Source organism: Kitasatospora sp. NPDC093102 (genome assembly GCF_040683915.1).
In the GTDB taxonomy this organism is placed as follows: Bacteria; Actinomycetota; Actinomycetes; order Streptomycetales; family Streptomycetaceae; genus Kitasatospora.
In genome coordinates this window covers 65838-91754 of record NZ_JBFBFA010000021.1, presented here as the reverse complement: position 1 = coordinate 91754, position 25917 = coordinate 65838, and the positions used below count along the sequence as shown (strand labels likewise).

The following is a 25917-nucleotide window of genomic DNA, read 5'->3' as shown; positions in this document are numbered from 1 at the left end:
GAGGAAAGATCAGCCCGCGAGGGTCTTGTCGAGGGCGTCGAGGCCGTCGGCGTAGATGCCGGTGAACAGGTCGACGACCTCCTGCTCGGTGGCCCCTTCGGGGTTGAAGCGGCCGGACCACTGGACCTCGGCGACGTCGTCGCGGCCGGGGACGGCGTGGACGCGCAGGGTGGAGACGTAGCCGGTGACCGGGAACGGGGCCTGGAGGATGGCGTAGCCGTAGTGCCGCTCGGCCTCGTTGAAGTCGACGAGGCGCTCGACGATGACCTCGCCCTCGGGGTTCTTCAGGCTGCGGACGCGGCCGCCTTCGGACGCGGCGCTCTCGGGGATGTAGGGGAGCCAGTCGGGCAGGGCGTCGAAGCCGCCGATGAGGTTCCAGACCTTGTCGGGCGAGGCGGGGACGATGCGGCTGACGGAGGTGGAGGCCATGATCGATTCTCCTGGGTTCCGGTACTGGGGTGGGGTGGGGGCGGGGGTTCAGGCGCCGTTGGGCAGCGGGGCGGCCGGGCTGACGAGGCCGGCGGCGCGCAGCTCGGTCCAGAAGGCGGCCGGGACGGTCTCGTTCAGTGCGGCGAGGTCCTCGGCGATGCGGCTGGGCTTGGTGGCGCCGGGGATGACGGCGGCGGCCGCCGGGTGGGCGAGGGAGAACTGGAGGGCGGCGGCCTTGATGGACACGCCGTGCTCGTCGGCGAGGGCCTTGAGGCGGGCGACCTTCTCGATGATCTCCGGCGGGGCGGCCTGGTACTCGAAGTGGGTGCCGCCGGCGAGGATGCCGGAGCTGTAGGGGCCGCCGACGACCATGTCGACGCCCTGTGCCTGCGCCATCGGCAGCAGGCGCTGCAGCGCGTGCTCGTGGTCGAGCAGGGTGTAGCGGCCGGCCAGGAGGAAGCCGTCGGGGCGGGGCTCGTCCAGGGCCAGGGTGAGCTCGATCGGTTCGGTCTTGTTGACGCCCAGGCCCCAGGCCTTGATGACGCCCTCGTCGCGCAGGCGGGACAGGACGCGGAAGGCGCCGGTGCGGGCCTCCTCGAACTTGGCCAGCCACTGGTCGCCGTGGAAGTCCTGGGCGATGTCGTGGACCCAGACGATGTCCAGGCGGTCGGTGCCCAGGCGCTTGAGGCTGTCCTCGATGGAGCGCTCGGTGGCCTCGGCGGTCCACACGTGGAGCATCTTGTTCGGGTTGCCGTGCTCGAACAGGCCGCCCTTCTCGCCGAGGTCGCGGTCGCCCCCCTCCGGCTCGTCGAGGATGACGCGGCCGACCTTGGTCGACAGCACGTAGGCGTCGCGGGGCTTGGTGGAGAGCACCTTGCCCAGACGCTCCTCGGAGAGGCCTGCGCCGTAGAAGGGGGCGGTGTCGTAGTAGCGGATGCCGTGCTCCCAGGCCGCCTCGACGGTGGCCAGGGCCTCGACGTCGGGGATCGCTCGGAACATGTTGCCGAGGGGAGCGGTGCCGAAGCCGAGCTTGCCGGGAAGGGTTTCCTTGAGGGACATGTCAGTGCCTTTGCGGAGCAGGCGGGTATCCGTGGGGAGGGGGTGCCCGCCGGGGGTTGCGCACACACCGAGCAATTGGTGCAAACGCGCCTTACATGCATAAACAATAGTTGCATGCGCGGGGCAATGCAAGGGGCGGGCCGTCCCGGGGGGATGCCACCCGGGCGGGCGGCCCTTCGCGGGATCCGTCGGCGGCCCTTCGCAGGATCTGCCGGCAGCCCTTCGCGGGATCTGCCCCCATGAGCATTGTCACGCGGTATCTCCGCCTGAACCAACGGGAGTTGGATCGGGCAGCCCGGGATCCGGACTGGCTCTCGGCATTCGCCGACGAGGTGGCCGAGCAGGAGTCCGAGCGGGCGGCCAGCCCCTCGGAGCGCCGGACCCACGACACCGGCAAGGCCTGGGACGCACTGCGCTTCCTGTTCGGACAGCGGACCTTCCCGGTCGACCTCGCCCACGGCGGACAGGAGCTGCCCGGGGCCGGCGACCGGGGCTACGGGCCGCCCCGCGTGCTCACGCCGGAGCAGGCCCGGCTCGCCGCCGACGCGCTCGCGGACCTCCCCTTCCCCGCCCTGCTCGGCGACACCACCGCGGCCGGCCTCGTCCGGGCGGACGTCCACCCGACCGGCCTCGGGGAGGACGACCCGGACCTGCCCCACCTCCAGGCGCACCATGCAGCCCTCACCGCGTTCGTCCGCACCGCCGCGCGCTGCCGGCACGGGCTCCTCGTCTGGTCCGCCCGAGTCCCGCGAAGCCCCGGCAGCGGAACCGGGCGGGCGGCGGCCGCGGCCGGCGGGGGCGGGGCCCGGCACCCCTCCCCCGCCGGCGCGCCGCCCGAGTCAGGAGGTGGTGAAGGCGACCTGGCCGACGGTCCCGAAGGCGCTGTCGGTGCCGGTGCGACGGAACCGGAAGCGGGTGGTGGCGGCACCGGCGGCCGAAGGGCGGCCGCCGGTGCCGGGGCGTCGACGGTTCGTCAGCAGGTGCCGACGCGGCCGGACTGCGAGGACCAGACCGGCACCCAGGGGCTGCTGCTGTCGTGCGGGCGGTAGACGACGATGTTGGCGTCGTTCTGCATGCGCACCCAGTTGGCGCTGGGGTTGCAGCCGAAGCCGGAACCGGTCGCCCACTTGGCGTTCTTGAAGGTGTCGTAGACGACGAAGTTGCCGTCGTACTGCATGATCGCCTTGCCCGCGGCGCCGAAGGTGGCGGTGTTCCACAGCGCGGTGCCGTAGCGGTCGTACTCCACGAGGTTGCCGTCGGTCTGGTAGGTCAGCCGGTAGGCGCCGTTGGCGGAGACGAGCGAGTCGCCGGGCAGCAGGCAGCTGCCCCAGTTCATGTGGTCCCAGCCGCTCGGGTTGCGCGAGCAGTTCCACTCGCTGTTGACGTCGGCGGAGGCGCTGGTGGCGGTCGTCAGCCCGGTGAGCGAGGCCAGTGCCAGTGCGGCGCCGGCGAAGGCGAGAGCGCGCTTGGCCGTTCCGGTGTTCCTCATCGTTCCCCTCTTTCTGCTGCGGCGCGGTTCCCGGCCGGCCGCGGCACGGTGTCGTTGACGGCCGCACGGGCCCGGGGCCCGGGGGCCGCCCGGCGGTCGTGCGATGGGAGCGGAGCCTCTCGACCCCTGTGTTCATGTCAACGGGCGGTGCGCGGCGGCCGGTTCACCGGGATTCCCGGAGAGGGCGGCCGTACCCGGGCCCGGGCGGCGGTCACCGGGCCTGACCTTGTAGGTTTCGGTGTCACCGGCTGCAAGGAGCCGGTGACACCTGGTGGGGAAGGGGAGCCCGGCCGGGCAGGGAGGGGACGGACCCCGGAAGAGAAGGGCGGACAGTGGCCACGAGCACGGAGAGCGTGTTCCGCAGCGAGGGCGTACCCGTGAAGGAACGGTTCGACTGCTGGCGGGAGTTGGTCAGCCGCACCCGGGACAGCGAGGTGACCAGCGTCCACTGCGACGACTTCCGGGCGGAGATGCGCCGCCTGGAGCTGGGCCCGGTGACCCTCCTGCGGAGCTCCTTCCTGCCGACCCGCTTCCACCGCACCGCACGCCGGGTGCGGCGCTCGGACCCGGAGGTGTTCCACCTCACCCTGCTGCTCGACGGCGGTTTCACCCTGACCCGCGACGCCGGGCGCACCGAGACCTTCGTGCCCGGCAACCTGCACATGCTCGACAGCTCCCACCCGTTCGACCTGCGGGCCTTCGGCTCCCGCGCCGCCCGGTCCCCCGGGGACCTGCGGATCGAAGCCGTCGGTGTCGACTTCCCCACCGCCCTGCTGCCGCTGCCGCCGCACCGGCTGGAGGACCTGCTGGGCCGCGGCTTCTCCTCCCGGGAGGGCACCTGCGCGCTGCTCTCGGACTTCCTCCTCAACCTCGACCGGCAGGCCGCCGTCCTGGGCCCCGTCGAGGCCCCCCGCCTGGGCGGCGTCGTGGTCGACCTGGTGGCCGCCTGGCTCGCCCGGGAACTGGACGCCGAGGCCGCCGTGCCCGACGACACCCGGCAGCGGGCCCTGGTCGAGAACGTCCGGGCCTTCATCGGACGCAACCTGCACGACCCCGAACTGACGCCCGCCGCGATCGCCGCCGCCCACCACATCTCCGTCAGCTACCTGCACCGCCTGTTCACCCGGCAGTCCGGCGGCGAGACCGTCGCCGCCTTCATCCGCCGCCGCCGGCTGGAGCGGGCCGGGCGCGACCTGGCCGACCCCGCGCTGCGCGCCCTGCCCGTCCACGCCGTCGCCACCCGCTGCGGCCTGCCCCGCGCCGCCGAGTTCAGCCGCGCCTTCAAGGCCGCGTACGGCCTCTCCCCCCGCGAACACCGTCACCGGGCCCTGGCCGGGGGCGCGGGCGCGGGCGGGTAGGCCGTACGGACAGGGCGGCCCCTGCGAGCGGGACAGCCCGTGCGAACGGGGCGGGCGGACGCGAAAACCCCGCATCGTGAGCACCTGGCGCGCACGAGCGGGCGGGAAACCCGGATCAGTGGACGCAATGCCAAGAACTGTCCACTCGGTGCCAACACAGCGGGGTGACGCCCTGGCATCCTCCACGAGGGACACCGCGCGACGGAACATCACATTCCGTTTTCGCGCCGACGGCCCGGCACGCCACGGGGGAGCGTGCCGGGCCGCCGGGTCCCGCACCGGGCGGGCCGCTGGACGGCTGGGCTCAGCGGGCGGACTCGTGGGCGAAGACGGCCTGGGCGATCGCTTTCTGCAGCGGGTTCAGGTGCTTGTCGACGAGGGTCTGGTAGTCGGTGGCGCGGCCGTCGGACCACTGGCCGAGGCCCGCGATCATGGCCCGGCCGGCGCCGGAGAACACCTGCACCATGCCGCTGTCCGGGGGCAGGGTGGCCAGGCCCGAGGCGGACGGCGGGGCCTGGGCGCCGACCTGGTAGTCGTCGAAGGCCATGCTCAGCGTGGTGACCAGGTGAACGGTGTCCTTCGGGTCCGCCATGGTGAAGACGGCGAGGTTGTACTGGTTCTTGGCGCTGTCGGTGTACAGGGCGATCTGCTCGCCCAGGCAGCCCTTCGACGCGCGGATCAGCCCGATCAGCCGCGGGCCGACCGAGTCCGGTTCGACGCAGGAGTTCATGACGGTCGATCCGACCCTGGTGTAGACCTCGCCGCCGGCCGCCGTCACCTGGGCGGGGAACAGCTGGTCGAGCGGCAGCAGGGAACCGTCCGGGGCGGCGGAGGCCCGGGACCCGGTGGCGGAAGCGGACGCAGTGACGGAAGCCGAAGCGGACGGGGCCGCGGCGGCCGGGGTCCCGCTCTCGTCGCCGGAGGGACGCAGCAGGGTGAAGGCGCCCGCGGTCAGTGCGGCGGCGGTGAGGGCGAGCGCGAGGTTGCGCGGCCAGACCCGCTTGGGGCCGGGCGGGGTGCCGGCGGGTCGGTGGAGGTTCTCCTCCTTGATGTCGGCCGCGCGGACGAAGTCCTCGTCCAGGGTGACGTTCCAGCGGGAGTCGTCGTCGGGCCGCTGGGCCGGATCGGTGTGGGACATACCGACGCACGATAATGATCATGACTACGGCACGGGACAACGGTCCGATCACAGTGCGGTCACGGTGCCGGGGGCGGTGACGGCCGGTCGTTCACGTCCTCCCTGGTCCAGGCGCCGGCGCCGAGGCGTCCGGTGGTGCCGAGGTCGAGTTCCGGGACGACCATGACGGGGGCCGCGTCGGGGGTGGCGCGCACCCGCACGTAGGGGGCGTTCTGCGGGGTGCCGGCCTCGGTGGTGTTGCGCCACACCAGGGTGGCGCGGGCGCCCTCCCCCGGGCGCACGTCGAACTTCCGCGGCGGGTCGTCGGCGCCGGTACCGGTGGCGATCTGGGCGCCGCCGCGCAGGATGCGCACGCCGTCGAGGGGCCGGTGGTCGAGGTCGAGCGGCTGCACCTGCGGGTAGCCGTCGAGGGTGACGGTGGCGGCGCCGCAGTTGCGCAGGTGCAGGCCGACCACCCGCAGGCCCATCGCGGCGCTGCCCTCGTCGGCGTACAGCCGCAGGCCGGAGGGCGGGCAGGGGCCGTCGGGGCGGGGTGCCTCGGCGGTGGGCACGCTGCGGACCGTCAGCAGCTCCGGCTTCGGCGCGAGGGCCTCGGGCGCGCTCAGGGTGGGCGGCGGGCCCGCCTGGGCAGTCCGGCCGGGCACGGCCAGGTCGATGCGCCCCTTCTCGGTGGCGCCGGGGGCGAGCCCGGTGACGGTCCGGGTGAGGTTCCCTCCCCCGCCCGTCCCGGGACTGCCGAACACCGCCGCGCCCCGGCCCGGGTCGGGGCCGTTGAACACCACGGTGACGTCGTACGGCTCGCTGTTCGGGTTGGTCACCTCGTACTCGAAGCAGGCGGGGCCGACGGCGGTGATCCGCACCCCGCCCTGGGCGAGCCTGGTCGGCTGCGGCGCGCCGGGCGCGCTCGGCGGCGGGGTGCCGCACGACCCGGGGCTGCCGGAGGCTCCCGGGCCGCCGCCGGAGGCCGTGGTCGTCGCGGTGCCGCAGCCCGCGAGCAGCAGAGCGGCGATGGCGGTGGCCACGGCGGGCGCGGCGGGGTGACGAGCCGTCAGCAGGCGGCGGGGCGTGGAGAGCTGGCGCATCGGGTGAGTCGATCACGCCCCGCGCCGGACGGCTGTGAGCTGCGCCACTTCGTGTGCAACAGCCCTGCCACGGTCCGCGCCGTCTCGGCGGCCTGCCCCTGGCCGCGACGGCCCCGAACACCACGCCCGGACGGAACTCCTCCGACCTCGGGCGCCGGCCGGTACGAGGAGTGCGCGTCCTCGGCCTCGGGTGCGGGCAGGTGCCGCTGAGGGTTACCGTTCAGAGGAGTTGGAAGGACCGCTCCTGCTTCCAGCCGCCTTCGCACGCCACCCCGGCCCGGTGAGCTCTGCGAACCGACCTCAATCCCAGCGACCTGCCTCGGGCAGGACAGATCGGAGGACCCGCGAGGTGTCGACATCGTCAGAGTTCCGTGGCTTCGACCTGGTGCGGCGCGGCTACGACCGACCTCAAGTCGACAGCTATCTCAACGCCCTGTCCGAAGCCGGTCCACCGCCGTCCCCGCCGGCGTTCCGGATCAGGTGGCGGGGCTACGACCGCGAGCAGGTCGACGCGCGCATCGCGGACCTCCTGCACGGCAGGGGCAGCAGCGCGTAGCCCCCACGCAACGAGGACCGCCCGGTTGCCTACGCCGCGGCAATGGTCGCCCTCTTGTGTGAAAATCCGGCGCACGGCTACCCTCCGCTGATGCCCTCCCTCGTCCCGTCCCTGCCGCCCGGCTACCGTTCGCGGCCCTCGACCACCGACGACGTCCCGGCGATTCACGCGCTGGTCACGGCCTGCGAACGGGAGGTGCACGGGCAGGGGCAGAGCGACGCCGGGGCCATAGCCGCCGTTTTCGCGCGGCCGGGCCTGGTGCTGGAGTCGGACACCGTCCTCGTCCTCGATGCGGCCGGACACCTCGCCGCCCGCGCCTGGGTGGACCGGCGCTCCGAGGTGGACGTGCATCCGGAGCACCGGGGCCGGGGCCTGGGCGCCGCGCTCCTCGGCTGGACGCTGGCGCGGGCCCGGCAGGCCGGCACCGCCCGCATCGTGCAGACCGTGCCGGACGCAGACGCGGGCGCCGTGGCGCTGCTGCACGCACACGGGTACGAACCGCTGGTGACGGCCTGGCTGCTGGAGTTCGCCATGCCGACCGAGCCCGCAGTGCCCGAGCCCCCGGCAGGCATCACGGTGCGGCCCTTCCGCGCCGGCGACGGGCCCGCCACGCACGTCCTCGTCCAGGACGCGTTCGACGAATGGCAGGAGCGGCGGCAGTCGTACGAGGAATGGGCCGCCCACACCGTGGAGCGGCCCACGTTCGCCCCTCAGCAGTCGGCCCTGGCCTTCGCCGGTGATCATCTGGTGGGCGCCGCCCTGGCGCTGAACGTGCCGGGCACGAACGAGGGGTACCTCGAAGAAGTCGCCGTACGCCGCGACCACCGCAACCGCGGCATCGCCCGGCTCCTGCTGCGCCACACCTTCCGCGCCTTCCACCGCACGGGCCTTTGCTCCTGCACCCTGTGGACCCACTCGGACACCGGCGCACTCGACCTCTACCTACGGGTCGGCATGACGGTTCGGCACAGCTCCACAGTCTTCCGCAAGGACCTCGGCGCATAGGACCGCTCCGCAGGCATTGCCGTGGCACCGTACCTGCCACGGTCCACGCCTGAATCCCGCCGAGCCGGTCAGCGAGATTCCGGCGGCAACCGGACACTCGAAGACGCCGGGACAGCCGTGGACGGCTACCGATCAAGCGGGACGCTACTCCGCGTGCGGCATCGCCCGTTCCCCTCGTTGCGCGAGGGTTTCATCACGGACCCGGGTTGATCACGGGTCAACCATCGCTCGGTGCCGGGTCGCGCCGGGGCTGAGTCTGCCCTGCTCAGACAGGAAGGTCCCAGCCCGGCCCGTCCTCCGTACCGAGCCAGACTCGCTGTGCGGCCGCCGACACAGTGATCCCGAAACCGTCCTGGTGCGGCTCACCGGCTGCCTGCCAGCACTGAACCGCGCGCTCGACCTGGCCCCACAGGCGGACGGGCCCGCGCTGTGTCACGGCCCACCCGCCGCTGGGGCCGGGTGCCGTCCGTGCCTGCGACCCGGTGGACAGGTCCCAGAGGATTTGCCGAGCCCCCACACCCACGCGGATGGCTGCGGGCGCGGCGAGTTGGGCCACCCAACTGCCCGTCCAGCTGTCGAGCGTCGCCGGGTCGATGCTGCCCAGGGGTGGTTCACGTAGTGCGCGGCGGGGAGCGACGCCAGGATGCCGCCCGCACCCCACAGGGCTTGCGAGGCGGCGAACCGGCGGTCCTGGCCGCCCAGTTCGGACGGGCCCTCGTAGGGCGAGGCCCGGCGCACCCAAACGGACCGGACTGCGGAGAGATCGAGGTCCCGGCTGGCCGTGTGCAGGGTGCCCCGCTGGTCGCCCGTGCGGTACGTGGCAGTCAGTGAGGCATCCGTGTGCAGGTCGGTGCCGGGGTCGAGACGGACCACCGGAACCCGGCGCTCGGCGAGCACCCGCAGTACCGCATCCGCGGTCACGTCAAGGGGGTTGGTCAGTACCAGCACCGACCCGCTTCGGTCATCCATCAGCTGTTGCTCTGGTCCTGGTCGTAGGACTCGGTGGTGTCGGTGTCGGTCGGGCTGCCCGGGTTCCCGTCGGGCGTGGTCTGCGTGGGCGTCAAACCGCTGGTACTGGTACCGTGACCGCCCATCTCGACCGTGCGGCCGTACTCGTCCACGAACACGGCGACCTGCGTCTCGGGGTCGATGACGGGCGTGCACTGCGGGACCGGGACGGTGGCCGCGAACGGCTCCATGCGGGTGGTACCCCACGGTGCGGTTGTCATCATCTGCGCTGCGCCTCCATTTCGTGGTGGTGCTGAAAGGACCAACAGCTCGGCCAGTCGGCCGAGTTGTGTCATCCCGTCCCGTTGGGTCGGGATGGTGCGGTGAGTGCGTGATAGACCGTAGGAACCCCGGTACGGCGCACTCAACGAACTTGCGCCTTATTGCGGGTCCATCACTCCAAGGAGGCAATTGCGGCGGCGATCAGCGCCCTGGCCCTCACCCCGTACAGGGCCATGTCGGACAGGCCCCTGAAGGCCCGGATGTAGTCCGTGATCTCTCTGGGCTGGAGCACATTGACCTTCGCCGTCAGGGTCTCCACTGCCACCCGTTGATCATCGAACAGGTAGAAGGCTTCAAGGGGCCAGATGGCGCGCGGGCGGCCGACCGGGATGATCCCGATGGAGACGGACGGCAGCGACATCAGGGTGAGCAGGTGGCCGAGCTGCGCGGCCATGTCCTCCGCGCTGCCGATCCTGGTTCGCAACACCCACTCCTCGATCAGGACCGCGAACCGTCGCGTCCCTGTGTACATGAGCTGCGCCCGTGCCAGACGTGCTGGTACGGCCGCTGCAACGTCATTCGGAGTGCCCTGGAAGTCCGTGATGGACTGCATGAGCGCCGTCGCGTACTCGGCGGTCTGGAAGAAGCCGGGGAGCACGTTCGAGACGTAGATCCGGAAGAGCCTCGTGCGCTCGTAGTCGCTGATGACCTTCTCTTGGGCGAGCCTCATACCGGAGCTGTTCCGGCGCCTCCACTCCTGGTACATCGAGTCGGCGGCGCGGGATGCCGCGATCAGGTCAGGGATCCGGTCGCCGGCCCCGCAGGCAATGCACCAGGCCCTTATGTCGTCTTCCGACGGGGCGGCCTTGCCGGACTGGATGCGAGAGGTCTTGGCTGGATGCCAACCACACAGGGCGGACAGCTCGCCCCCTTTGAGCCCAGCGTCCTTGCGAATCTCGACCAGTTGGTCGGCGATGGCCTTCCGCGCTGCGACAACGCTGGACGAAGGCGACGATGACATGTGCTGTCCACCCGGCGGTTCGGAGCTGACTCAGACCTCGAAGTCCTCGTGGGGTACCGCCCGTTCCCACACGGCCTCGAAAGCCTTCGCGCACAGTTCCACGGTGGCCGGCTCCCCCGTCATCACGTTCCGGGGATCAGCCCACTCACCGTCACCGGTGAACAGATTGAACCGCACGATCCGATTGTCGAACAACCAGAAGTCGGCCCCCGGCAGCGCAAGGTCCAGCGCCCGGCTCCGGGGCAGCCATCGGATCTGCTCACCGGCTGCGATGTTGGTGAACGTGTGGGAGTGCTCGTAGCGGATGTACTCGGTGACGGGCTCCGAAACGATCCGAGCACGCCGGATGGCCACTCCACGGGCAATGGTCTCCACCACGAAGTCGTGGAACGGGTGCCACCACTCGTCCCGGTCCTCCGGGGAGTACCGGTGCCCGGCCTTCCACGCGGCGAACTGGTCGGCTTCGTCGGCGACGCTGTACTGATCACGCATCTCCAGATGCACGGCCGACTTCTTCGTCTCCCGGAGCAGAGTCCTGAAGTCCGGCACGTTCGATGGCATCGCAAGCCTTCCTGATGAAGGGGATCATTCGCTCGGGGATACTGATCACGGACTCGTGGGCAGGCACGCCGGTCTTGTGACCGGTAACCCACTCGGTCTCGCTGACCTCCGCAAGCTCGGCCCCGGTGACGGTGTCGCCCTGGATCACGAGTCGACGCCGAGCCACGTCCGCCCAGACGGTGGGCGAGCCTTCCTCGTTGGTCTCAGGGTCGATTCCGAAGAACTCTAGGCCCATGGCTACCTCTCCTGTCACGCAGCTTGCGCATTCTTGCGATCGGAGTTGACGTGGCTACCAGCATCCGGCGTCCGATGCCGCCTTGACCGGCGTTTCCTGACGAACCGCCCATCCGATGGACCTCGGGGCCTGGAGCAGTGCCGCGGCCCCCGGCGCGCGGGCGGCGGGGGCCGGCGGTCAGGCGTCCTCGTCGGGCGGGGCCGCGCGGAGGGCGGTGACGACGCCCAGGGCGACGATCGCGAAGGCGAGGGCGAGGAGGACGGCGAAGGCCGTCCCGATCAGGAATCGCACGGCATCTCGCGTTCGGCGTCGTGGAGCAGGACGAGGAGGTTCAGGAGCGTCGACGCGGGCGCGGTGTTGAAGCAGACGAGGACGCGGCCGTCGAGGGTCTTGTCGGTGGTGGCGGAAGGGAAGATCAGGCCGAACTTCCGCCCGCGCTCCTGGACTTCAGCGAGGAGGGTGCGGACGTGGTCGTCGGTGTAGTGCCGGATCCGGGGGTCGGTCGGCAGCATCGGGTGGCGGCGGGCCATCACGCGGCACCATCCAGCTCGAACCAGACGGACTTGGCGCGCTCGTGGGGGTCGACGCCCCAGCGGTGGGTGAGCCCCGCGACGAGCTGGAGGCCCCGGCCCGACTCGGCGAGCAGAGAGAGCGGCGGGGCGGTGGGGAGCACCGGGCTCTCGTCCGTGACGGAGACGCGGAGGGAGCCGTTGGTGGAGATGATCTCGATGAGCGGGGCGGGGGTGTCGCCGTGCCGCCAGGCGTTGACGAGGAGCTCACAGAGTGCGAGCTGCGCGTCGAAGATCACGGACGGGGACCAGCCGACGCGGGTCATGGTGTTGTGGAGGGTGTGGCGGGCGATGGCGATGGTGGGCGTGTTGATGTGACGCATGGGAGTTCTCCCGAGGCGTGAGTAAGGGAGGAACCGGCGGAACATGTGTCGCCGTGAGCCAGGCCAGTGGTGATGGACGTGGCTGCTCTGCGGTGCTTGCTGGCAAGCGTTACTGACGATCCGTCGGATCGATGTGAGATCGACCATAGCCCACGTGAGTATCCAAATTTCCACTCTTCCTGGATTCTTCCCCCTACGGTGGTAACCGGTGGACCGCCGCTCGACGCACGCGGCACACTGGCCACACGCACGCCTGGAAGGAAACCATGCCTCCACGATCGAACCCAACGCTCCGTCAGCGCAGGCTTGGGACTGAGCTACGGAGGATGCGCGAGCAGGCCGGGTTCGGTGGCTCGCAACTCGGCCGCTCCGTGGGCATGAGTCCAGCCCAGGTAACACAGATGGAGTCTGGCCGGATCGGCATCAGCGCCGAACGGCTCCACACCATCGCGGCCGCGTGCAACTGCGCCAATCGGCCCTTGATCAACGCGCTCGCCGACATAATCACGGAGAGAGGAAAGGGCTGGTGGGAGGAGTACAGCGAGGTCCTTACGTCGGACTACCTTGAGGTCGCCGAGATCGAGGGCCACGCGAAGAAGCTTTCCATGTGCACCACCACATACATCCCCGGCCCTCTCCAGACCTCCAGCTACGCCTCGGCCGTTTTCAAGAGGATCTATCCACCGCTACCCCGCAAGGATGTCGACATCCGAACTGCGTTCCGCATCCAGAGGCAGCAGGTCATCCGCTCCGGCCGGACACCGTTTCGAGCATTCATCCACGAAGCCGCGCTAAGGATGCAATTCGGTGGGCCGAAGGTGCTCGTGGACCAGCTTGATGCCCTGCTCGAAGACTCCCAGCAGCCCGGCATCTCCGTTCGAGTCGTTCCGTTCGCGGTCGACACGTTCCCTGGCGCCGGAGAGAACCTGACGTTCGCGGAAGGACCGGTCCCTGAACTCGACACCATCCAGTTGGACGTCTCACAAGGCGCCCTGTTCTTCGACTCTCCAGCTGACCTTGCCAGGTACCGGGTGATCTTCGCACGTCTTGACACCACAGCTCTCCCTGAAGATGGGTCTCGAAACTTCATCCGATCCATCAAGAAGGAACTGGAAGATACGTATGCCTGATCCGGCATGGCAGAAGTCCAGCTACAGCGCCTCAAGCAACGAGTGCGTGGAGGTCCGCACGGTTGACGGGGCAGTCGAACTCCGCGAGTCCGACGAAGCCCACCTCATCCTCCGCACCACCCCCACCACCCTCGCCACCCTCCTCCACGGCATCAAAGCCGGCGAGTTCGACCACCACGCCTGACAATCCCGCGCCCCTCGCCCACCCCGGGCGAGGGGCGCAAGGCGAGAAGCGGAAAACAGCGATGCCTGAGTCCAACTGGCAGAAGTCCAGCTACAGCGGCGCTTCGAGTGAGTGCGTGGAGGTCCGCACGGTTGACGGGGCAGTCGAACTCCGCGAGTCCGACGAAGCCCACCTCATCCTCCGCACCGCCCCCACCACCCTCGCCACCCTCCTCCACGGCATCAAGGCCGGCGAGTTCGACCACCACGCCTGAACCCCAGCGGCCCCTCGCGCGCACCCGCGCGAGGGGCCGCAACAACCAACCGGCCTCAGAACGACAAAGCAGCGTGAGCTCGAAACTCCGTGTAGCGCACCGCGTGGTGCCAGGCGGCGTCGCGGGCCTGCGGGCGCGAAGGACCTCCAACGGGTCGGTGACCAGCTCCATGCCGACGGCGCGCCAGACTTGCACCTCAGTCTTCGGGTTGGGCGCGAGACCTAACGTCGGTTCGTGGCCGGGCTGGACCCCGAATGGGACCTGGACCACCCCTGGTGCCGCACGCGCCGCGAACAGGCGGCCCTGGGCAAGCGATTCGAGCGGGTTCGGATCATGGACAACCCGCCCACCACGGGGCAGCGCTACCTGCTCAACAACTCCGAGCGGAACGGTCTGGTCGGCGAGGACATCCGGTACCTCTGGCGTGCCGACGCCGAGCGGCTCGGCCTCCCGGCGGAGGATGCCTGGCTGTTCGATTCGCGCTACATCGCCCTGCTGCACTTCGACGCCGAGGACGACATCACCGAGATCGAGGTGATCACCGACCCGGTGAAGGTGGCTCGTGCCTGCCAGGAGCGGGACACCGCCTGGCACCACGCCACCCCGCACCGAGAGTTCGCCGCTGGGGTACCGTCCGACGTGTGAGTACCGACTTCCAGCAAGCCAGAATCGCCCTCGGCCTGCGGCTCCGTGAGCTGCGCGCCGGGGGCGGTCTCACAGGTCGGCAACTGGCCGACCGACTGGGCTGGACGCAATCCAAGGTCAGCAAGCTGGAGACCGGCCGGCAGACGGCCACTCACGACGATCTCAAGTCCTGGGCCGAGGGTATCGGGCAGCCCCGGGCAGCAGCCGAGCTGTCGGCCAGATTGCGCGCCTTCGAGTCAGGGACCCGCTCCTGGCGGCGGCAGTTGGCCGCCGGGCACAAGCCGGTACAGGACACGCTGACCGCCGAACACGACCGCTCAGCGGTCATGCGCGCGTGGGAGGGCGCCATGATCGTCGGCATACTCCAGACACCCGACTACGCCCGGCACATCTTCAGCGCCTTCGTCGACCTCCACCAGTCACCGCGCGACATCGAGGAAGCCGTACGCGCCCGCATCCAACGACAGGAGAGCCTGTACCGGCCGGGCAAGAAGTACCACATCGTCATGTGGGAATCCGTGTTGCGCAGCCTGGTCTGCCCGCCGGCCGTGATGGCCGCCCAACTCGACCGGCTCAGCGGCGTGATCGGGCTGGACACCGTCTCCCTGGGCATCGTGCCGTTCGAGGCGTCGCTCAAGTTGCCTCCGGCCAACGGCTTCTGGATCCATGACGAACGACTCGTCATCGTCGAGGACTGGCACGCCGAGCTCTGGCTCGACCAACCGGACAACGTGGCGCTGTACCGGCGCGTCTGGGACACGCTGGCCGACTCCGCCGTCTACGGCGCCGATGCCCACCGGGTCATCACGCGGTGCCGCAGGGCCCTCGGGGACGTGTGAGGAATCCCTGCGAACTTCACTCGCAGCGGCTCGAATACTCAAGAATCACGCACTCGCCGCCGGTTCGCCCCCGTCTAACGTCCTCACCAGACCCCGTGACCAGCACGGGAGTTGACCGGCTTCGAAGGGGAAGTACATGCCGATGTTCGACGGTGGCAAGCACGGGGGCGGCCAGGGCAACGGCCAGGGCGGTGGTCAGCAGGACGACTCCAACAGCGGCAACAAGCACGGTGGCGGCGGCAGCGACGAGGGCGGGAACACCTCGGACGGCAGCGGCCCGGCGTCCGGCCGCTGACGCATGAGCGACCAGCACGAAGCGGAGGCCGGCCGGGCCCGGCTGGCCTCCGCGCTCATCGCGAACGGGTCCCTCGTCCCCGACTGGCTGGCGTCGTACCACGCCGTTCCGCGCCACTGGTTCGTCCCTGACCTGATCTGGCCCGGCCGGGCGGACGGGGTGCGCCAAGGCGAGTCCGTGCACCGGTTCGCCGATCCGGACGGGTGGTTGAACGCCGTCCACTCCGACGCGCCGCTCACCACGCAGTGGGACGACGGCGAGCACAACGGGAACGGCCGTGGCACCGTGCCCACCTCGTCCAGCTCCATGCCGACCATGGTGTTCTCCATGCTCGCCGCCCTGGACGTGGCCGACGGCGACCGGGTGCTGGAGATCGGCACCGGCACCGGGTGGAACGCGGCCCTCCTGTCCCACCGAGTCGGGGCCGAGAACGTCGTCTCGGTCGAGGTGGACGAGGACAGCGCGGCCGCCGCACGATACCGGCTCACACGCGCCGGGTACGAGCCTCGGCTCGTGGTGGGCGACGGGTCGAAGGGCTTCGCCGACGGCCCGCCGTTCGACCGGGTGATCGCCACCTGTTCGGTCCGCCGGATCCCGTACGCCTGGATCGAGCAGTCCCGGCCCGGCGCCGTGATCGTCGCCCCGTGGGCACCCGAGTACGGCGGGGAGGCCGTCGCCCGGCTCACGGTCGGCGATGACGGCACGGCGAGCGGCCGGTTCGTCGGGTCGTCCGCCTTCATGCGGCTCCGCCAGCAGCGGACCGCGCGGCCCGGCAGCCTGGAGTACCTGTCCGGGCCGTGGCCGGCCGACGGGACGAGGTCGTCGACGTCCCTCTCCCCCGACGACATCGGCGGGTGGCTGGCCATGTTCGCCATCGGCGTGCAGGTGCCCGACGCGTTCCCGCTGACCGAGCGGTACGCCGACGGCACGTACACGCTGTGGCTCCACGACACGGCCGTCACGTCCTGGGCCACCGCCGACTGGGAACCCGACCGGACCGCCTACGAGGTGGTGCAGTCGGGCCCCCGCAGCCTCTGGGGCGAGGTGGAGGCGGCCTGGCGTTGGTGGCGCCGCCAGGGACGCCCCGGCTTCGACCGGTTCGGGCTCACCGCCACGCCCGACGGGCAGACGGTGTGGCTGGACAGCCCGGACAACCCCGTACCGGCGCCGCATTGATCGGAGTGGGAAGTCGGCCTGGCCGACTTCCCACTCCGCGAGGAGCGCTCCACCGCGTTGTCCGCGACCTGTGCACTCGGCCGGATCCGGAGCAGCGACCACACGCTGTGGATGTTCAGGTCGAGGTAGCCATGGTGGGGTCGATGCCATCGGCGAGGTGGGCAAGCAGCTTGTGTCCGGGCCAGGGGCCCGGCGCCGGAAATGCGATGAAGTCGTCGGAGAGTTCGAGTGGGGTCTCGCCGATCCAGTGCGCCCAGTAGTTGAGGTTCGCGGCTGCGTCGGCGTCGTCGGCGAGGGCGGTGTCGATGAAGTGGGACATGCGGTCCGGGGCAGGGCGGCCCGGGACGGCGCGGTGGTGCCCGCGCCGAGTCCGACGGCCCTGGCGAGGGCGTGCCTGTCGATCACGCCGGTTTCTCCATCGTTGCGAACGCGCTTTTCAAACCCAGGGATTGACGCGTCGTCAACGCACCGGGCCGCCGCAGGGGACGGTCGGGACGCAAGCGCCGCCCGGGGCCTGCGAGGCCCGTCGCCGCCTGCCCGGCGCTCGCGCGATTGGGTGGCGACCGCTATTGATCCCGCACCGTTCACCGGGGCCTGCTGGAGTGGACGGGTTCTCCCCCACCCCGTCGCACTCCTCACCGAACAGGTCAGGTGAACGACATGGCCGACCGCCCCCTCCCGCCGACCCGCCGCCCCGCCCGGGCCGCGCTGTACCTGCGCTGCTACCCCGCCGACCCGGCGGGGCTCGACTACCAGCGCGCGGCACTGGAACGCCTGGCCCGGCAGCGCGGCCTGCCGGTGCCCGGCGCGTTCCTGGACGACGGGGTGCGCTCCGGCGACCGGCGCCCCGCCCTGGAACGGCTGCTGGAGCGGGCCGCACGTGGCTGGGTGAACGTGGTGCTGGTGCCCGGGCCGTTCGTCTTCTCCCTGGACGACCGCAGCGCCCGGGCGACCGTGCACCGGCTGGAGGCGCTGGGCTGCACGGTGCTCGAACTGCCCGGCCGGGGCGCCCTGCCGCACCGCCTGCCGGTCCACGCCCGCACCGCCTGAACGCCCGGCCTCGTCCATCCCGGGTCCTGGTGCGCAGGCGACGACCCGACGGGTAGCGCCGGGAGCCGTCACGGCATGATGGGGCCATGGCCTTCGCATCCCTCCTCGGCGAGCGCCGCGCACCCGAACCAACCGGACGGCCGTGAGTCGGCCCGTCGAGCCGGGATCGCCCGGCGCCGGATTCGCGTTCGTGGGGCGCCGGCCCGAACTGGACCGTCTGACCGGGGCGATGCTCCGCCCGCCCGCCGTGGTGCTGGTCGAGGGCGAGGCCGGCCTCGGCAAGTCCCGCCTGGTGACCGAGGCCGCGGCCGGCGCGGCCGCGGCGGGCCGCCGGGTGCTGACCGGCTTCTGCCACCCGCTGCGCGAGCCGCTGGCCTTCGGCCCGGTGGTGGACGCGCTGCGCGGCGTCGGCCCGTTCCTGCCGCCCGCCGACCGCATCCCGGCCAGCGCCGGGGCGCTGCGCCCGCTGCTGCCCGACCTCGCCGACCGGCTCCCGCCGCTGCCCGCGGGCGTCGGCGAGGGGCCACCGGGGCTGCGGCTGCTCGTCCAGGCGGTGCGCGCCCTGCTGGGCGCGCTCGGCGAGACGGTCCTGGTCGTCGAGGACCTGCACTGGGTGGACGACGCCACCCGCGAGCTGCTCCTGCTGCTGGCCCGGGACGTGCCGGCGGGGCTGGCCCTGGTGCTCACCTACCGGGCCGAGGACCTGCCGCCCGACACCCCCGTCCTCGGCGCCGCCTACCGGCGCCCGGCCGGCGTGGGCGGCGCGCTGATCCGGCTGTCCCCGCTCGCCGAGGCCGAGGTCCACGAGCTGGCCCGGGCCGCGCTCGGCCCGCGCGCGACCGCGGCGCTCACCCGGGTGCTGTTCGACCGCAGCGAGGGCCTGCCGCTGGTCGCCGAGGAGGACCTGATCACGCTGGGCGAGCGGCGCGGCGCCGGCGCGCTGACCAACGCCGCGGACCTGGCCGCCGACCTGGAGCAGTCCGAGGTGCCGCGCGGCCTGCGCGACGCGGTCACCGAGCGGCTCGCGGTGCTGTCCCCGGACGCCGCCGCGATCGCCTCCGCCGCCGCGGTGCTCGGCGTGCCGGCCGGGGAGGACCTGCTCGCCGCCGTGGCCGGCCTCGACCCGCAGGCCGCAGAGGACGGCCTGACCGAGGCGCTGCGGGCGGCGGTGCTCAACGAGAAGCCGCTGGCCCGCTACGGGTTCCGGCACGTCCTGGCGCAGCAGGTGGCCTACCGCCGGCTGCCCGGGCCGCGGCGCACCGCCCTGCACCGGCGGGCGGTGGCGGCGCTGGGCGCGCGCGAGCCGCGGCCGCTGGTGCAGATCGCGCACCACACCCTGGCGCTGGGCGACCGGGCGGCCTGGCAGGAGGTGGCCGAGGCCGCCGCCGGCCAGGCGGTCGCGCTCGGGGACAGCGGCAGCGCCGGCGCCCTGCTGCGCCGGCTGCTGGACGAGCCCGACCTCGACCCGCGGCGGCGTGGGCGGGCCGCGCTCGCGCTGGCCCGGATCGCCGCCGACGGCGTGGACTCGGTGGCCAGTGCCGCGGTGCTGACCGCGATCATCGCCGACCCGCGGCTGCCGGTGCCCGACCGCGGCGAGATCCGCCTGTCGCTGGGCCTCCTGATGGCCGTGCACGGCGGGGACCGGGCCGGTTTCGCGCGGATCGAGGAGTCCCTCGACGAGTTGGAGCAGCGTCCGGACCGGGCGGCCCGGGCGATGGTGGCGCTGGCCATGAACGAGCGCGACGGCGCCGGCGAGCGCGCCTGGCAGTGGCTGGAGCGGGCCGAGCGGACCCTGGCCGCGAGCCCGGACGAGGAGGTGGCCGCCGCGGTGCGGGCCACCCGGCTGACCTTCCTCGCGCGTGAGGGCGACCCGGCGGTGTGGGCGCAGCTGGACGGGCTGCCGCGCGCCTCGGAGCGGTGGGAGATCGTCCGGCAGACCACCCGCGCGCTGTACAACGCGGGCGAGATCGCCGTCGAGCTGGGCCACGACCGGCGGGCCGCGCGGCTGCTGGAGGAGAGCCGGCGCCTGGCCCGTCAGGCGGCCATCCCCTATCTGGAGTGCTACAGCCGGATCGCCCTGGTGCGGCTGGACGGTCTGGCCGGGCAGTGGGACGGGCTGGAGGAGCGGCTGGCCGCGCTGGGCGCCGAGTTCCCCGACCTCGCGATGGCCGGGGTCGAGCAGGCCCTGTTGCTGGGCCGGCTGGCCGCCGCGCGCGGGCGGCTCGCGGTGGCGCACGCCCATTTCGCCGAGGCGGGCCCGTACGGGGAGCGGGAGTCGCAGGTGACCGGGGCGCTGCGGGCGGCGGCGGGGCTGGCGGCGCTGCAGCTGGCGGAGGGGGACGTCGCGCGGGCGGCGGCCACGCTCGCGCCGGCGCTGGCCGCGCTGCGCGCGGCGGACGCCTGGCCGCGGGCCGCCGAGCTGCTGCCGGTGGCGGTCGAGGTGTTGCTGGCGGCGGGCGACCGGGCGGGTGCGGTGGAGCTGGCCGGGCAGGCGGGGGCGCACCTGGAGGGACGGGACGCGCCGGCTCCCGGTGCGGCGCTGGCCTTCGTCCGCGGTCTGCTGCTGGCCGACGGGGATCCGGCGGGTGCGTGCGCGGAGTTCGTGCGCTCCGGTGGGCTCTGGCGGCGGATCGGCCGCCCGTACGAGGCGGCGCGGGCCGAGGAGCGGGCCGGCACCGTGTCGGCGGGGTGCGACCGGGCGGCGGCCGCGGAGCGGATCGCCGCCGCCGAGCAGGCCTACCTGGCGCTGGGCGCGGCCTCGGACGCGGCCCGCTGTCAGCGGCTGCGGCGCGAGCTGGGTCTGGGCCGGGCGGCCTCGCCGGGGCGGCGGGGCTACGGCGAGCGGCTCTCCCCGCGCGAGCGGCAGGTCGCCGCCCTGGCCGCCCAGGGTGCGGCGAACCAGGACATCGCCCGGGCGCTGTTCCTGTCGACCCGTACGGTCGAGCACCACGTGGCGAGTGCGCTGCGCAAGCTCGGTGTGGGCCGGGCGGGGCTGGGCGAGGCGCTGGCCGCCGAGGACGACGCCCCGGAGGGCGTCTCCTGAAGCATGGGGTCCCGCCCGCTCCCTCAGAGGGCGGGACCCGGTCCGGGGGTCAGCCGTGCCGGTGGTGCCCGGCGCGCTCGACGAGCCGGGAGAGCCGGGCCAGGCGGGCCAGGCCCGGCCGGCGGAGGCCGCTGCTGCGGCGGGCGGGCAGGACCAGCCCGGGGTCGGGGGCGGTGAAGTGCTCGTCGGCGTAGAGCCGGAGACGTTCGCGGCGGGTCATGGGCGGCCTCCGGGGGGATGAGGGTCGTCGGTTCGGGCGGGCTCCAGGAAACCGGTCGGGCCGGGGCGGGATCAATGCGTACCGCTACCCAATCCCGTACCGAATCCTGGGTACCCGCCGTGGCCCGGTCCTCGGACGGGTCGTCAGCCCCGCCCGGTCACGGCCACGGCGGCCGGGCGCCAAGACGGTGTGCTGCCGTGCACGTCGGTGGTCGGCATGGAAGCGGTGACCGGGTTCGCGTCCTGGCTGCGGCTGCCGCCACCGGCCCGGACGCTGATGTCCGGCGCCGGGGACGGCTACTTCCCGTGAGGCCGGATTCGCGACTTCCCGGTGCGTGATGGTCCTGTGGTCCGACGATCTCCCCGTTTCGGTGACACAGCGTCGTTACGGGGCCGGGCCGTTGATTGCCACCGTGGAGAACCAGAGCCGGTCGGGTATCTGACGCTCCGGGATTTCCGAGGGGGGAGACCGCAGGGCTTCCTTGTCCGACGTGCGGCACGAAACAGGTGAGAGGAGACTCGAAGGGGACGGTCATTATGCGAAAGATCTTCCAGTCGTCTCCGTGCGGGCCGATTCTCAGAAGGAGACAGTCCCATGACCGAACCTGCCCAGCAGAGCTCGCCCGAGGACCTGGCCAAGCAGGTGATGCCCTCGGTTCTCGAGCTGCAGAAGCTCCTCGTTGAGCGCACCCGGCGCGCCCTGCCCGACGGCGGGGACGTCGCTGTCGTCAGTGTCACGTCCTGCAACCACCACAGCTGTCTGTCGGAGGCTGAAGCCGCGCCGCAGTGACTTCCGCCCACGGCGCTCTGTGGATTCGTCCGCGGCAACGAACCCGGAGCCGAAGGGATCTTCCAATGTCTGAGTCCGCCCAGCCCGCGCAGCCGGTTCCGTCCGACGAGGACCTGGCCAAGCTGGTGACACCGTCCATCCTGGAGCTGCAGAGGCTGATCGTCGAACGCACCCGCCGGGCGCTGCCCGACGGCGGCGGGGGCGACGTGATCAGCGTCACTTCCTGTAACAACAACAGTTGCTGAGCCACGACCGCACCGCCCGCGCGGAGCACGCGGTCCCCGTCGCCGTTCCACCGCCCCTCTTCGCGATCAGCCTGCATTGCACAGTTGGGCCACGTCAGGTGAAGAGGGGCCCCGGCTGTCCACTGCGGCCCCCGAACCCCGAGGCCGATCACCATGCACAGCTGGGAACTCATCGACGCGTACTCCCACTACCACCCACGGTGGTTCGAGAGTTCGTCCACATACACCCCAGGCGACGAACACCTCGCCTGCTACCGGGAGGTCATGCCCGCAGACCGGGAGGTCCGGCGTCGTGGTCTGTGGTACATCTCCACAGCCCCCGGTGGGCCAATGCCGGGGCAGGGCTGGAAGATCCACGTCTCGGTGCGCGCGGCCGACTCTGTGAACTGCCTGCGGCGGGCGCTGCCGTGTCTGCTCGACGAGGCCGTCTCGTTCAAGTTCCTCGTCGACCGGGCCACCGTGTCCCTGGTCAACGGAAAGCTCTGGCCGCGCGGGTCGAGCGGAAAGTTCATCACCGCCTACCCTCGCAGCGAGGAGGAGTTCCTGCGCCTCGGCCGGCGGCTGACCCGGGAACTGCAGGACCTGACGGGACCGTACATCCTGTCGGACCGGCGTTGGCTGGGATCCGGCTGTGTCCACTACCGCTACGGGGGTTTCAGCCCCAGGACCGTGCTCCAGGCGGACGGACGCCGGCAGTTCGTCATCACCGCCCCCGACGGTCAGCTCACTCCCGACCTGCGCCTGCCGTACTTCAGCGCCCCCGACTGGGCCCGCGACCCCGTTCGGACGTCAGCGGCCTCAGGACCGTCAGAAGCTCCGGAACCGCGCCGGATCACCACCCTGTCCGACGGCCGCTACCTCATGGAATCGGCACTGAGCTTCTCCAACCGGGGCGGGGTCTACCGGGCAACCGACCGGAGCACCGAAGAGGATGTCGTCATCAAGGAGTCCCGGCCCGGCATCGAGGTCGGCCGGCAACACCTCGACGCCGTCGACGTCCTGAAGAAGGAGTACCGCCTGCTCGGCCGGCTGTGCGGCAGCGAGTACTTCGTCCGGCCGAGGGAGTACTTCGAAGAGGACGGGCACGCCTTCCTCGTCGAGGACTTCGTGCCCGGCGACCACCTCGGGCGCTACACCATCAGGCGCAACCCGCTCTACCGGGTGGACGTCACCGATGCCGCTCTGGACCGGTACTACGCCGACATGCGCGGGCTCTGGACCCAGCTGGCCCGCGCGATCGCGTCGGCGCACCGGCAGGACATCGTGCTCGGGGACCTCTCCTTCGGCAACGTCCTGGTCGAGGACGACACCCGGATCCGGATCATCGACATGGAATGCGCCGTCGAGGACGGGATCGATCCGCACGTCGGCCTGCACACGCCCGGAATGGCTGCGCAGCGGACACTGCGGACCGGAACCAGCGACCGTGCGAACGACTGCTACGCGCTGGGCTCGATCATTCTCGGCAGCGTCATGCTCGCCAATGGCATCATCGGTCTGCACCAGCCTGCCCGTCGGCGGTTCCTGGCGGCCCTGACCTCCGACCTCTCGCTGTCCGCGGAGTTCGTCGCGCTCGTCGACGACCTCATGGAACCGGTGCCCGGCCGTGAACCGGCCATGGACGAGGTCGCGGAGGTCATCGCCGAGGTCCCCGTCCGAACCGCTGCCGTACGCGGCCTGACCTCCCGGTCGACCGCCCGGTTCGCCGGCTCCTCCCCTCGCCCACCCGATGCACCGTCCGACGACACCCGCGAGCTCTGCGCGCAGACCCGTGACGCGGCCGTCGAGTACCTCCTCGGCACGGCCGACCCGGCGCGCGACGACCGGCTGTTCCCGGCCGATCTGTCCGTCTTCGAAACGAACCCGCTCTCGGTGGCATTCGGCGCCGCGGGGGTTCTTCACGCCGTCCACGGGATCCGCGGCGCGGTACCCCCGCACCTCACACAGTGGCTCCTGGACCGGGACGCCGGAAACGACCTGCTCCCGCCGGGCCTCTACCTGGGGCAGGCAGGCGTCGCATGGGTCCTCGACGAACTCGGCCGCCCGGAACTCGCCCTCACCGTCCTCCGTGATGCACGCCGGCACGACCTGCTGCTCGATTCGCCGAACGTGCTTCACGGCGCGGCCGGTTACGGTCTCGCCTGCCTGAGGCTGTGGCAGAACGGGCTGGACGACGGGCTCCTTGAGGAAGCCTCCCGGATCGGCGACCATCTCCTGACCATCGCCGTCCGCGACGACCGGGGAACGCGATGGCGCGACAGCGCGGGGGAAACGCCTCTCGGGTACGCCTTCGGTGGCAGCGGCATCGCCCTGTTCCTGCTCTACCTGTACTGCGCGACCGGCGAGCCCCGGGCCCTGGAAGCAGGCCGCTCCGCCCTGGCCTTCGAACTGGGCCAGGCCAGGTGGCACGCCCCGGGGGAGCTCGCAGGCTTCCCCGCCTTCGAACCACGGGACCTCGACGCCGAGGAGGTCGTTCCGCGCTGCTACTGGGACATCGGCTCGGCCGGAGTTCTCACGACACTGATCCGCTACCTCGCGGTCGCCCCCGACGCCGACCTCGAGAACTGGCTTGAGCCGCTCGCACGTGACGCCGAACGCAAGTACACCGTCTTCCCGCAGCTGTTCCACGGCCTGGCAGGCCTGGGGAACGCCCTGCTCGACCTGTGGGACTTCACCGAGGATGCGCGGTACCTGCACTCCGCCTGGCGGACGGCCGAAGGAGTCCTGCTCTCCCGCATCCCCTGCCCCGAGGGGGTCGCCTTCCCCGGCGAGCAGGCAGTGCGGGAGAGCGCGGATTTCGCCACCGGTGCCGCCGGCGTCGCGCTCTTCCTGGACCGCCTGCTGAACGTGGGCAAGGCCACCGCCGGCAACTTCAACTTCGTGGTCGACGAACTGCTTCGGGCAGCGCCTGGGCCACGAGCGTCAGCGACCTGATCCGCGCGGGACCGTCGAACTCCAGTGGGCACAGCATCAACTCGTCCGCCCCGCTTGCACGGTGCAAGGAGGACAGGTCCGCCCCGACGGACCGCGGCGTGCCGACCAGGGCACGGCCGCCGGAGAGCCCCTGCGTCACGCCCAGGGCCTCCTCCTCGGTGAACTCGGGACTCAACAGCTCGGCCGGGGTGAGCGAGGACGCGTTCGGTCCGGCCAGCCTGCGTCGGACGCGAACGGCGGCCGCGCCGACCGCCGCCCTCTCCGCCTCGTCCTGCGTCGCGGCACACACCACCAGGGCCGTCGCAATGGCATGGGGCTCTTGCCGCGACGCGCACGGGCGGAACGACGCGCGGTACGCCTCCAGCGCTGTGGCCGTCAGTTCGGGCACGAGATGGTTGGCGAACGCGAATCCCCAGCCGCGCGATCCCGCCATCCGTGCGCTCTCCACGCCGGAACCGAGGAGGAACAGCGCAGGAGGGTCCGTCTTCGGGGACAGCCGCACGCCCGCGAAGCGGTGCCCGGCTGGAAGGCCCCCGTCCAGGAAGCCGGCCAGCTGGTCGAGCTGCTCGGAGAACGGCCCGGGCTCGCCGCCGTCCGGCAGCCGGCCCAGCGCCTGCGCCGTCACCTCGTCCGTGCCCTTCGACCGGCCGATCCCGAGGTCGATCCGACCCGGATGAAGCGCAGCCAGGGTGGCGAACTGCTCGGCCACCACCAGTGCCGCATGATTCGGAAGCATCACGCCGCCCGATCCGACTCGCAGCGTCCGCGTCCTCGCGGCCAGATGAGCGACCAGCACCGCCGGTGCACTCGACCCGATGTCGGGGACCCCGTGGTGTTCCGCCACCCAGAGCCGGAGGAACCCCAGGCTCTCGGCCGTCCGGGCCACCTCGGTCGTCCAGGCCAGCGCCTGCGTCGCCGCGATCCCCGGGCCTACTGCGGCAACATCAAGAACGGACAAATAGGGAGGATTTGGGGTCAGCATGGCTGGATGCTCGCACACCGCAGCGGACGGCTCAACGAGAAACGGCCGCGGCGGTGGCCGGGCGGACGGCCACGGGG

At 71.9% G+C, this 25917-nt stretch carries 30 protein-coding genes and 1 pseudogene; 16 read left to right on the top strand and 15 right to left on the bottom strand.

Translation table 11 applies throughout. The features are described 5' to 3' along the window. Positions 1–9 precede the first annotated feature (9 nt). Positions 10–429, bottom strand: a complete 420-nt coding sequence (locus AB0O11_RS24645; RefSeq protein WP_363390875.1) for an SRPBCC family protein — start codon at positions 427–429, stop codon at positions 10–12. A 48-nt stretch (positions 430–477) separates the two neighbouring features. Beyond that, on the bottom strand, positions 478–1488 hold the full coding sequence (locus tag AB0O11_RS24640) for an aldo/keto reductase (protein WP_363390872.1): 1011 nt from the start codon (positions 1486–1488) through the stop codon (positions 478–480). Positions 1489–1727: 239 nt separating this feature from the next. On the opposite strand from AB0O11_RS24640, the gene AB0O11_RS24635 reads away from it, so the two are divergent. Continuing rightward, entirely contained in the window at positions 1728–2537 is an 810-nt protein-coding gene (locus tag AB0O11_RS24635; protein ID WP_363390869.1) for a DUF1877 family protein, read from the top strand. Here AB0O11_RS24635 and AB0O11_RS24630 read toward each other — a convergent pair. Continuing rightward, positions 2462–2977, bottom strand: a complete 516-nt coding sequence (locus AB0O11_RS24630) for a hypothetical protein (protein ID WP_363390866.1) — start codon at positions 2975–2977, stop codon at positions 2462–2464. The two genes, AB0O11_RS24635 and AB0O11_RS24630, sit on opposite strands and share 76 nt — an antisense overlap. 332 nt (positions 2978–3309) lie before the next feature. On the opposite strand from AB0O11_RS24630, the gene AB0O11_RS24625 reads away from it, so the two are divergent. Further along, positions 3310–4335, top strand: a complete 1026-nt coding sequence (locus AB0O11_RS24625; protein WP_363390863.1) for a helix-turn-helix domain-containing protein — start codon at positions 3310–3312, stop codon at positions 4333–4335. A gap of 304 nt (positions 4336–4639) precedes the next feature. Here the strand turns inward: AB0O11_RS24625 and AB0O11_RS24620 are convergent, their stop codons facing one another. Next, positions 4640–5473 carry a hypothetical protein gene (locus tag AB0O11_RS24620; RefSeq protein ID WP_363390860.1) on the bottom strand — a complete coding sequence of 278 codons (834 nt, stop codon included), beginning with the start codon at positions 5471–5473 and terminating at the stop codon, positions 4640–4642. Between the two features lie 59 nt (positions 5474–5532). Further along, complete coding sequence (locus tag AB0O11_RS24615; RefSeq protein ID WP_363390857.1) at positions 5533–6555, bottom strand: DUF4232 domain-containing protein; 1023 nt, start codon at positions 6553–6555, stop codon at positions 5533–5535. 349 nt (positions 6556–6904) lie between these two features. Between AB0O11_RS24615 and AB0O11_RS24610 the strand changes: the two genes are divergently transcribed. Together AB0O11_RS24610 and AB0O11_RS24605 are read left to right on the top strand one after the other, a co-directional pair. Then, positions 6905–7111, top strand: coding sequence for a hypothetical protein (locus tag AB0O11_RS24610; RefSeq protein WP_363390854.1), 207 nt, complete (start codon positions 6905–6907; stop codon positions 7109–7111). A 90-nt stretch (positions 7112–7201) separates the two neighbouring features. Then, positions 7202–8116 carry a GNAT family N-acetyltransferase gene (locus AB0O11_RS24605; protein WP_363390851.1) on the top strand — a complete coding sequence of 305 codons (915 nt, stop codon included), beginning with the start codon at positions 7202–7204 and terminating at the stop codon, positions 8114–8116. A 600-nt stretch (positions 8117–8716) separates the two neighbouring features. On the opposite strand, the pseudogene AB0O11_RS24600 reads toward AB0O11_RS24605, so the two are convergent. From AB0O11_RS24600 to AB0O11_RS24570, 7 genes and pseudogenes are all read right to left on the bottom strand, one after another. Beyond that, positions 8717–9085, bottom strand: a pseudogene (locus tag AB0O11_RS24600) (MvdC/MvdD family ATP grasp protein); the annotation flags it as partial. Beyond that, complete coding sequence (tgmA, locus tag AB0O11_RS24595; RefSeq protein ID WP_363390848.1) at positions 9085–9348, bottom strand: putative ATP-grasp-modified RiPP; 264 nt, start codon at positions 9346–9348, stop codon at positions 9085–9087. The gene tgmA and the pseudogene AB0O11_RS24600, both read right to left, overlap by 1 nt. Before the next feature lie 170 nt (positions 9349–9518). Continuing rightward, positions 9519–10367 (bottom strand): helix-turn-helix transcriptional regulator, encoded by an 849-nt coding sequence (locus AB0O11_RS24590; RefSeq protein ID WP_363390845.1) that lies wholly within the window; start codon positions 10365–10367, stop codon positions 9519–9521. Positions 10368–10397: 30 nt separating this feature from the next. Continuing rightward, positions 10398–10928 (bottom strand): DUF6879 family protein, encoded by a 531-nt coding sequence (locus tag AB0O11_RS24585; RefSeq protein ID WP_363390842.1) that lies wholly within the window; start codon positions 10926–10928, stop codon positions 10398–10400. Beyond that, positions 10852–11163 (bottom strand): hypothetical protein, encoded by a 312-nt coding sequence (locus AB0O11_RS24580; RefSeq protein ID WP_363390839.1) that lies wholly within the window; start codon positions 11161–11163, stop codon positions 10852–10854. The genes AB0O11_RS24585 and AB0O11_RS24580 overlap by 77 nt, the downstream gene beginning before the upstream one ends. Positions 11164–11441: 278 nt before the next feature. Further along, the gene (locus AB0O11_RS24575; protein WP_363390837.1) at positions 11442–11693 is read right to left on the bottom strand and encodes a hypothetical protein; all 252 of its coding nucleotides are present in this window, start codon (positions 11691–11693) and stop codon (positions 11442–11444) included. Continuing rightward, positions 11693–12055 (bottom strand): ATP-binding protein, encoded by a 363-nt coding sequence (locus tag AB0O11_RS24570; protein ID WP_363390835.1) that lies wholly within the window; start codon positions 12053–12055, stop codon positions 11693–11695. Before AB0O11_RS24570 ends, AB0O11_RS24575 begins: the two co-directional genes overlap by 1 nt. Before the next feature lie 266 nt (positions 12056–12321). Between AB0O11_RS24570 and AB0O11_RS24565 the strand changes: the two genes are divergently transcribed. From AB0O11_RS24565 to AB0O11_RS24535, 7 genes are all read left to right on the top strand, one after another. Next, positions 12322–13185 carry a helix-turn-helix transcriptional regulator gene (locus AB0O11_RS24565; protein WP_363390833.1) on the top strand — a complete coding sequence of 288 codons (864 nt, stop codon included), beginning with the start codon at positions 12322–12324 and terminating at the stop codon, positions 13183–13185. Continuing rightward, the gene (locus AB0O11_RS24560) at positions 13178–13369 is read left to right on the top strand and encodes a DUF397 domain-containing protein (RefSeq protein WP_363390830.1); all 192 of its coding nucleotides are present in this window, start codon (positions 13178–13180) and stop codon (positions 13367–13369) included. The genes AB0O11_RS24565 and AB0O11_RS24560 overlap by 8 nt, the downstream gene beginning before the upstream one ends. Before the next feature lie 61 nt (positions 13370–13430). Next, positions 13431–13622, top strand: coding sequence for a DUF397 domain-containing protein (locus AB0O11_RS24555; protein WP_363390827.1), 192 nt, complete (start codon positions 13431–13433; stop codon positions 13620–13622). A 234-nt stretch (positions 13623–13856) separates the two neighbouring features. Beyond that, positions 13857–14267: a DUF6879 family protein gene (locus AB0O11_RS24550; protein ID WP_363390825.1), complete on the top strand. Its 411-nt coding sequence runs from the start codon at positions 13857–13859 to the stop codon at positions 14265–14267. Next, positions 14264–15106: a helix-turn-helix transcriptional regulator gene (locus AB0O11_RS24545; RefSeq protein WP_363390822.1), complete on the top strand. Its 843-nt coding sequence runs from the start codon at positions 14264–14266 to the stop codon at positions 15104–15106. The genes AB0O11_RS24550 and AB0O11_RS24545 overlap by 4 nt, the downstream gene beginning before the upstream one ends. Before the next feature lie 136 nt (positions 15107–15242). Then, positions 15243–15401, top strand: coding sequence for a hypothetical protein (locus AB0O11_RS24540; RefSeq protein WP_363390818.1), 159 nt, complete (start codon positions 15243–15245; stop codon positions 15399–15401). Between the two features lie 3 nt (positions 15402–15404). Next, on the top strand, positions 15405–16577 hold the full coding sequence (locus AB0O11_RS24535) for a methyltransferase domain-containing protein (RefSeq protein WP_363390815.1): 1173 nt from the start codon (positions 15405–15407) through the stop codon (positions 16575–16577). A gap of 115 nt (positions 16578–16692) precedes the next feature. On the opposite strand, the gene AB0O11_RS24530 is transcribed toward AB0O11_RS24535, so the two are convergent. Continuing rightward, positions 16693–16896, bottom strand: coding sequence for a hypothetical protein (locus tag AB0O11_RS24530; RefSeq protein WP_363390812.1), 204 nt, complete (start codon positions 16894–16896; stop codon positions 16693–16695). Positions 16897–17237: 341 nt separating this feature from the next. Here AB0O11_RS24530 and AB0O11_RS24525 point away from each other — a divergent pair, with 341 nt between their 5' ends. Together AB0O11_RS24525 and AB0O11_RS24520 are read left to right on the top strand one after the other, a co-directional pair. After that, positions 17238–17627 carry a recombinase family protein gene (locus tag AB0O11_RS24525; protein ID WP_363390809.1) on the top strand — a complete coding sequence of 130 codons (390 nt, stop codon included), beginning with the start codon at positions 17238–17240 and terminating at the stop codon, positions 17625–17627. A gap of 142 nt (positions 17628–17769) precedes the next feature. Further along, positions 17770–20670 carry an AAA family ATPase gene (locus AB0O11_RS24520; protein WP_363390806.1) on the top strand — a complete coding sequence of 967 codons (2901 nt, stop codon included), beginning with the start codon at positions 17770–17772 and terminating at the stop codon, positions 20668–20670. Positions 20671–20719: 49 nt separating this feature from the next. Here the strand turns inward: AB0O11_RS24520 and AB0O11_RS24515 are convergent, their stop codons facing one another. Next, the gene (locus tag AB0O11_RS24515; RefSeq protein WP_363390803.1) at positions 20720–20890 is read right to left on the bottom strand and encodes a hypothetical protein; all 171 of its coding nucleotides are present in this window, start codon (positions 20888–20890) and stop codon (positions 20720–20722) included. Positions 20891–21484: 594 nt separating this feature from the next. Here AB0O11_RS24515 and AB0O11_RS24510 point away from each other — a divergent pair. The 3 genes from AB0O11_RS24510 to lanKC all read left to right on the top strand — a co-directional run bounded on the left by AB0O11_RS24510 (position 21485) and on the right by lanKC (position 24858). After that, the gene (locus tag AB0O11_RS24510; RefSeq protein ID WP_363390800.1) at positions 21485–21679 is read left to right on the top strand and encodes a hypothetical protein; all 195 of its coding nucleotides are present in this window, start codon (positions 21485–21487) and stop codon (positions 21677–21679) included. Between the two features lie 65 nt (positions 21680–21744). After that, positions 21745–21924, top strand: coding sequence for a hypothetical protein (locus tag AB0O11_RS24505; RefSeq protein WP_363390797.1), 180 nt, complete (start codon positions 21745–21747; stop codon positions 21922–21924). Between the two features lie 153 nt (positions 21925–22077). Further along, the gene (lanKC, locus tag AB0O11_RS24500; RefSeq protein ID WP_363390794.1) at positions 22078–24858 is read left to right on the top strand and encodes a class III lanthionine synthetase LanKC; all 2781 of its coding nucleotides are present in this window, start codon (positions 22078–22080) and stop codon (positions 24856–24858) included. Here lanKC and AB0O11_RS24495 read toward each other — a convergent pair. After that, entirely contained in the window at positions 24797–25840 is a 1044-nt protein-coding gene (locus AB0O11_RS24495) for an MsnO8 family LLM class oxidoreductase (protein ID WP_363390791.1), read from the bottom strand. The genes lanKC and AB0O11_RS24495 overlap by 62 nt on opposite strands. Between the last annotated feature and the right edge of the window lie 77 nt (positions 25841–25917).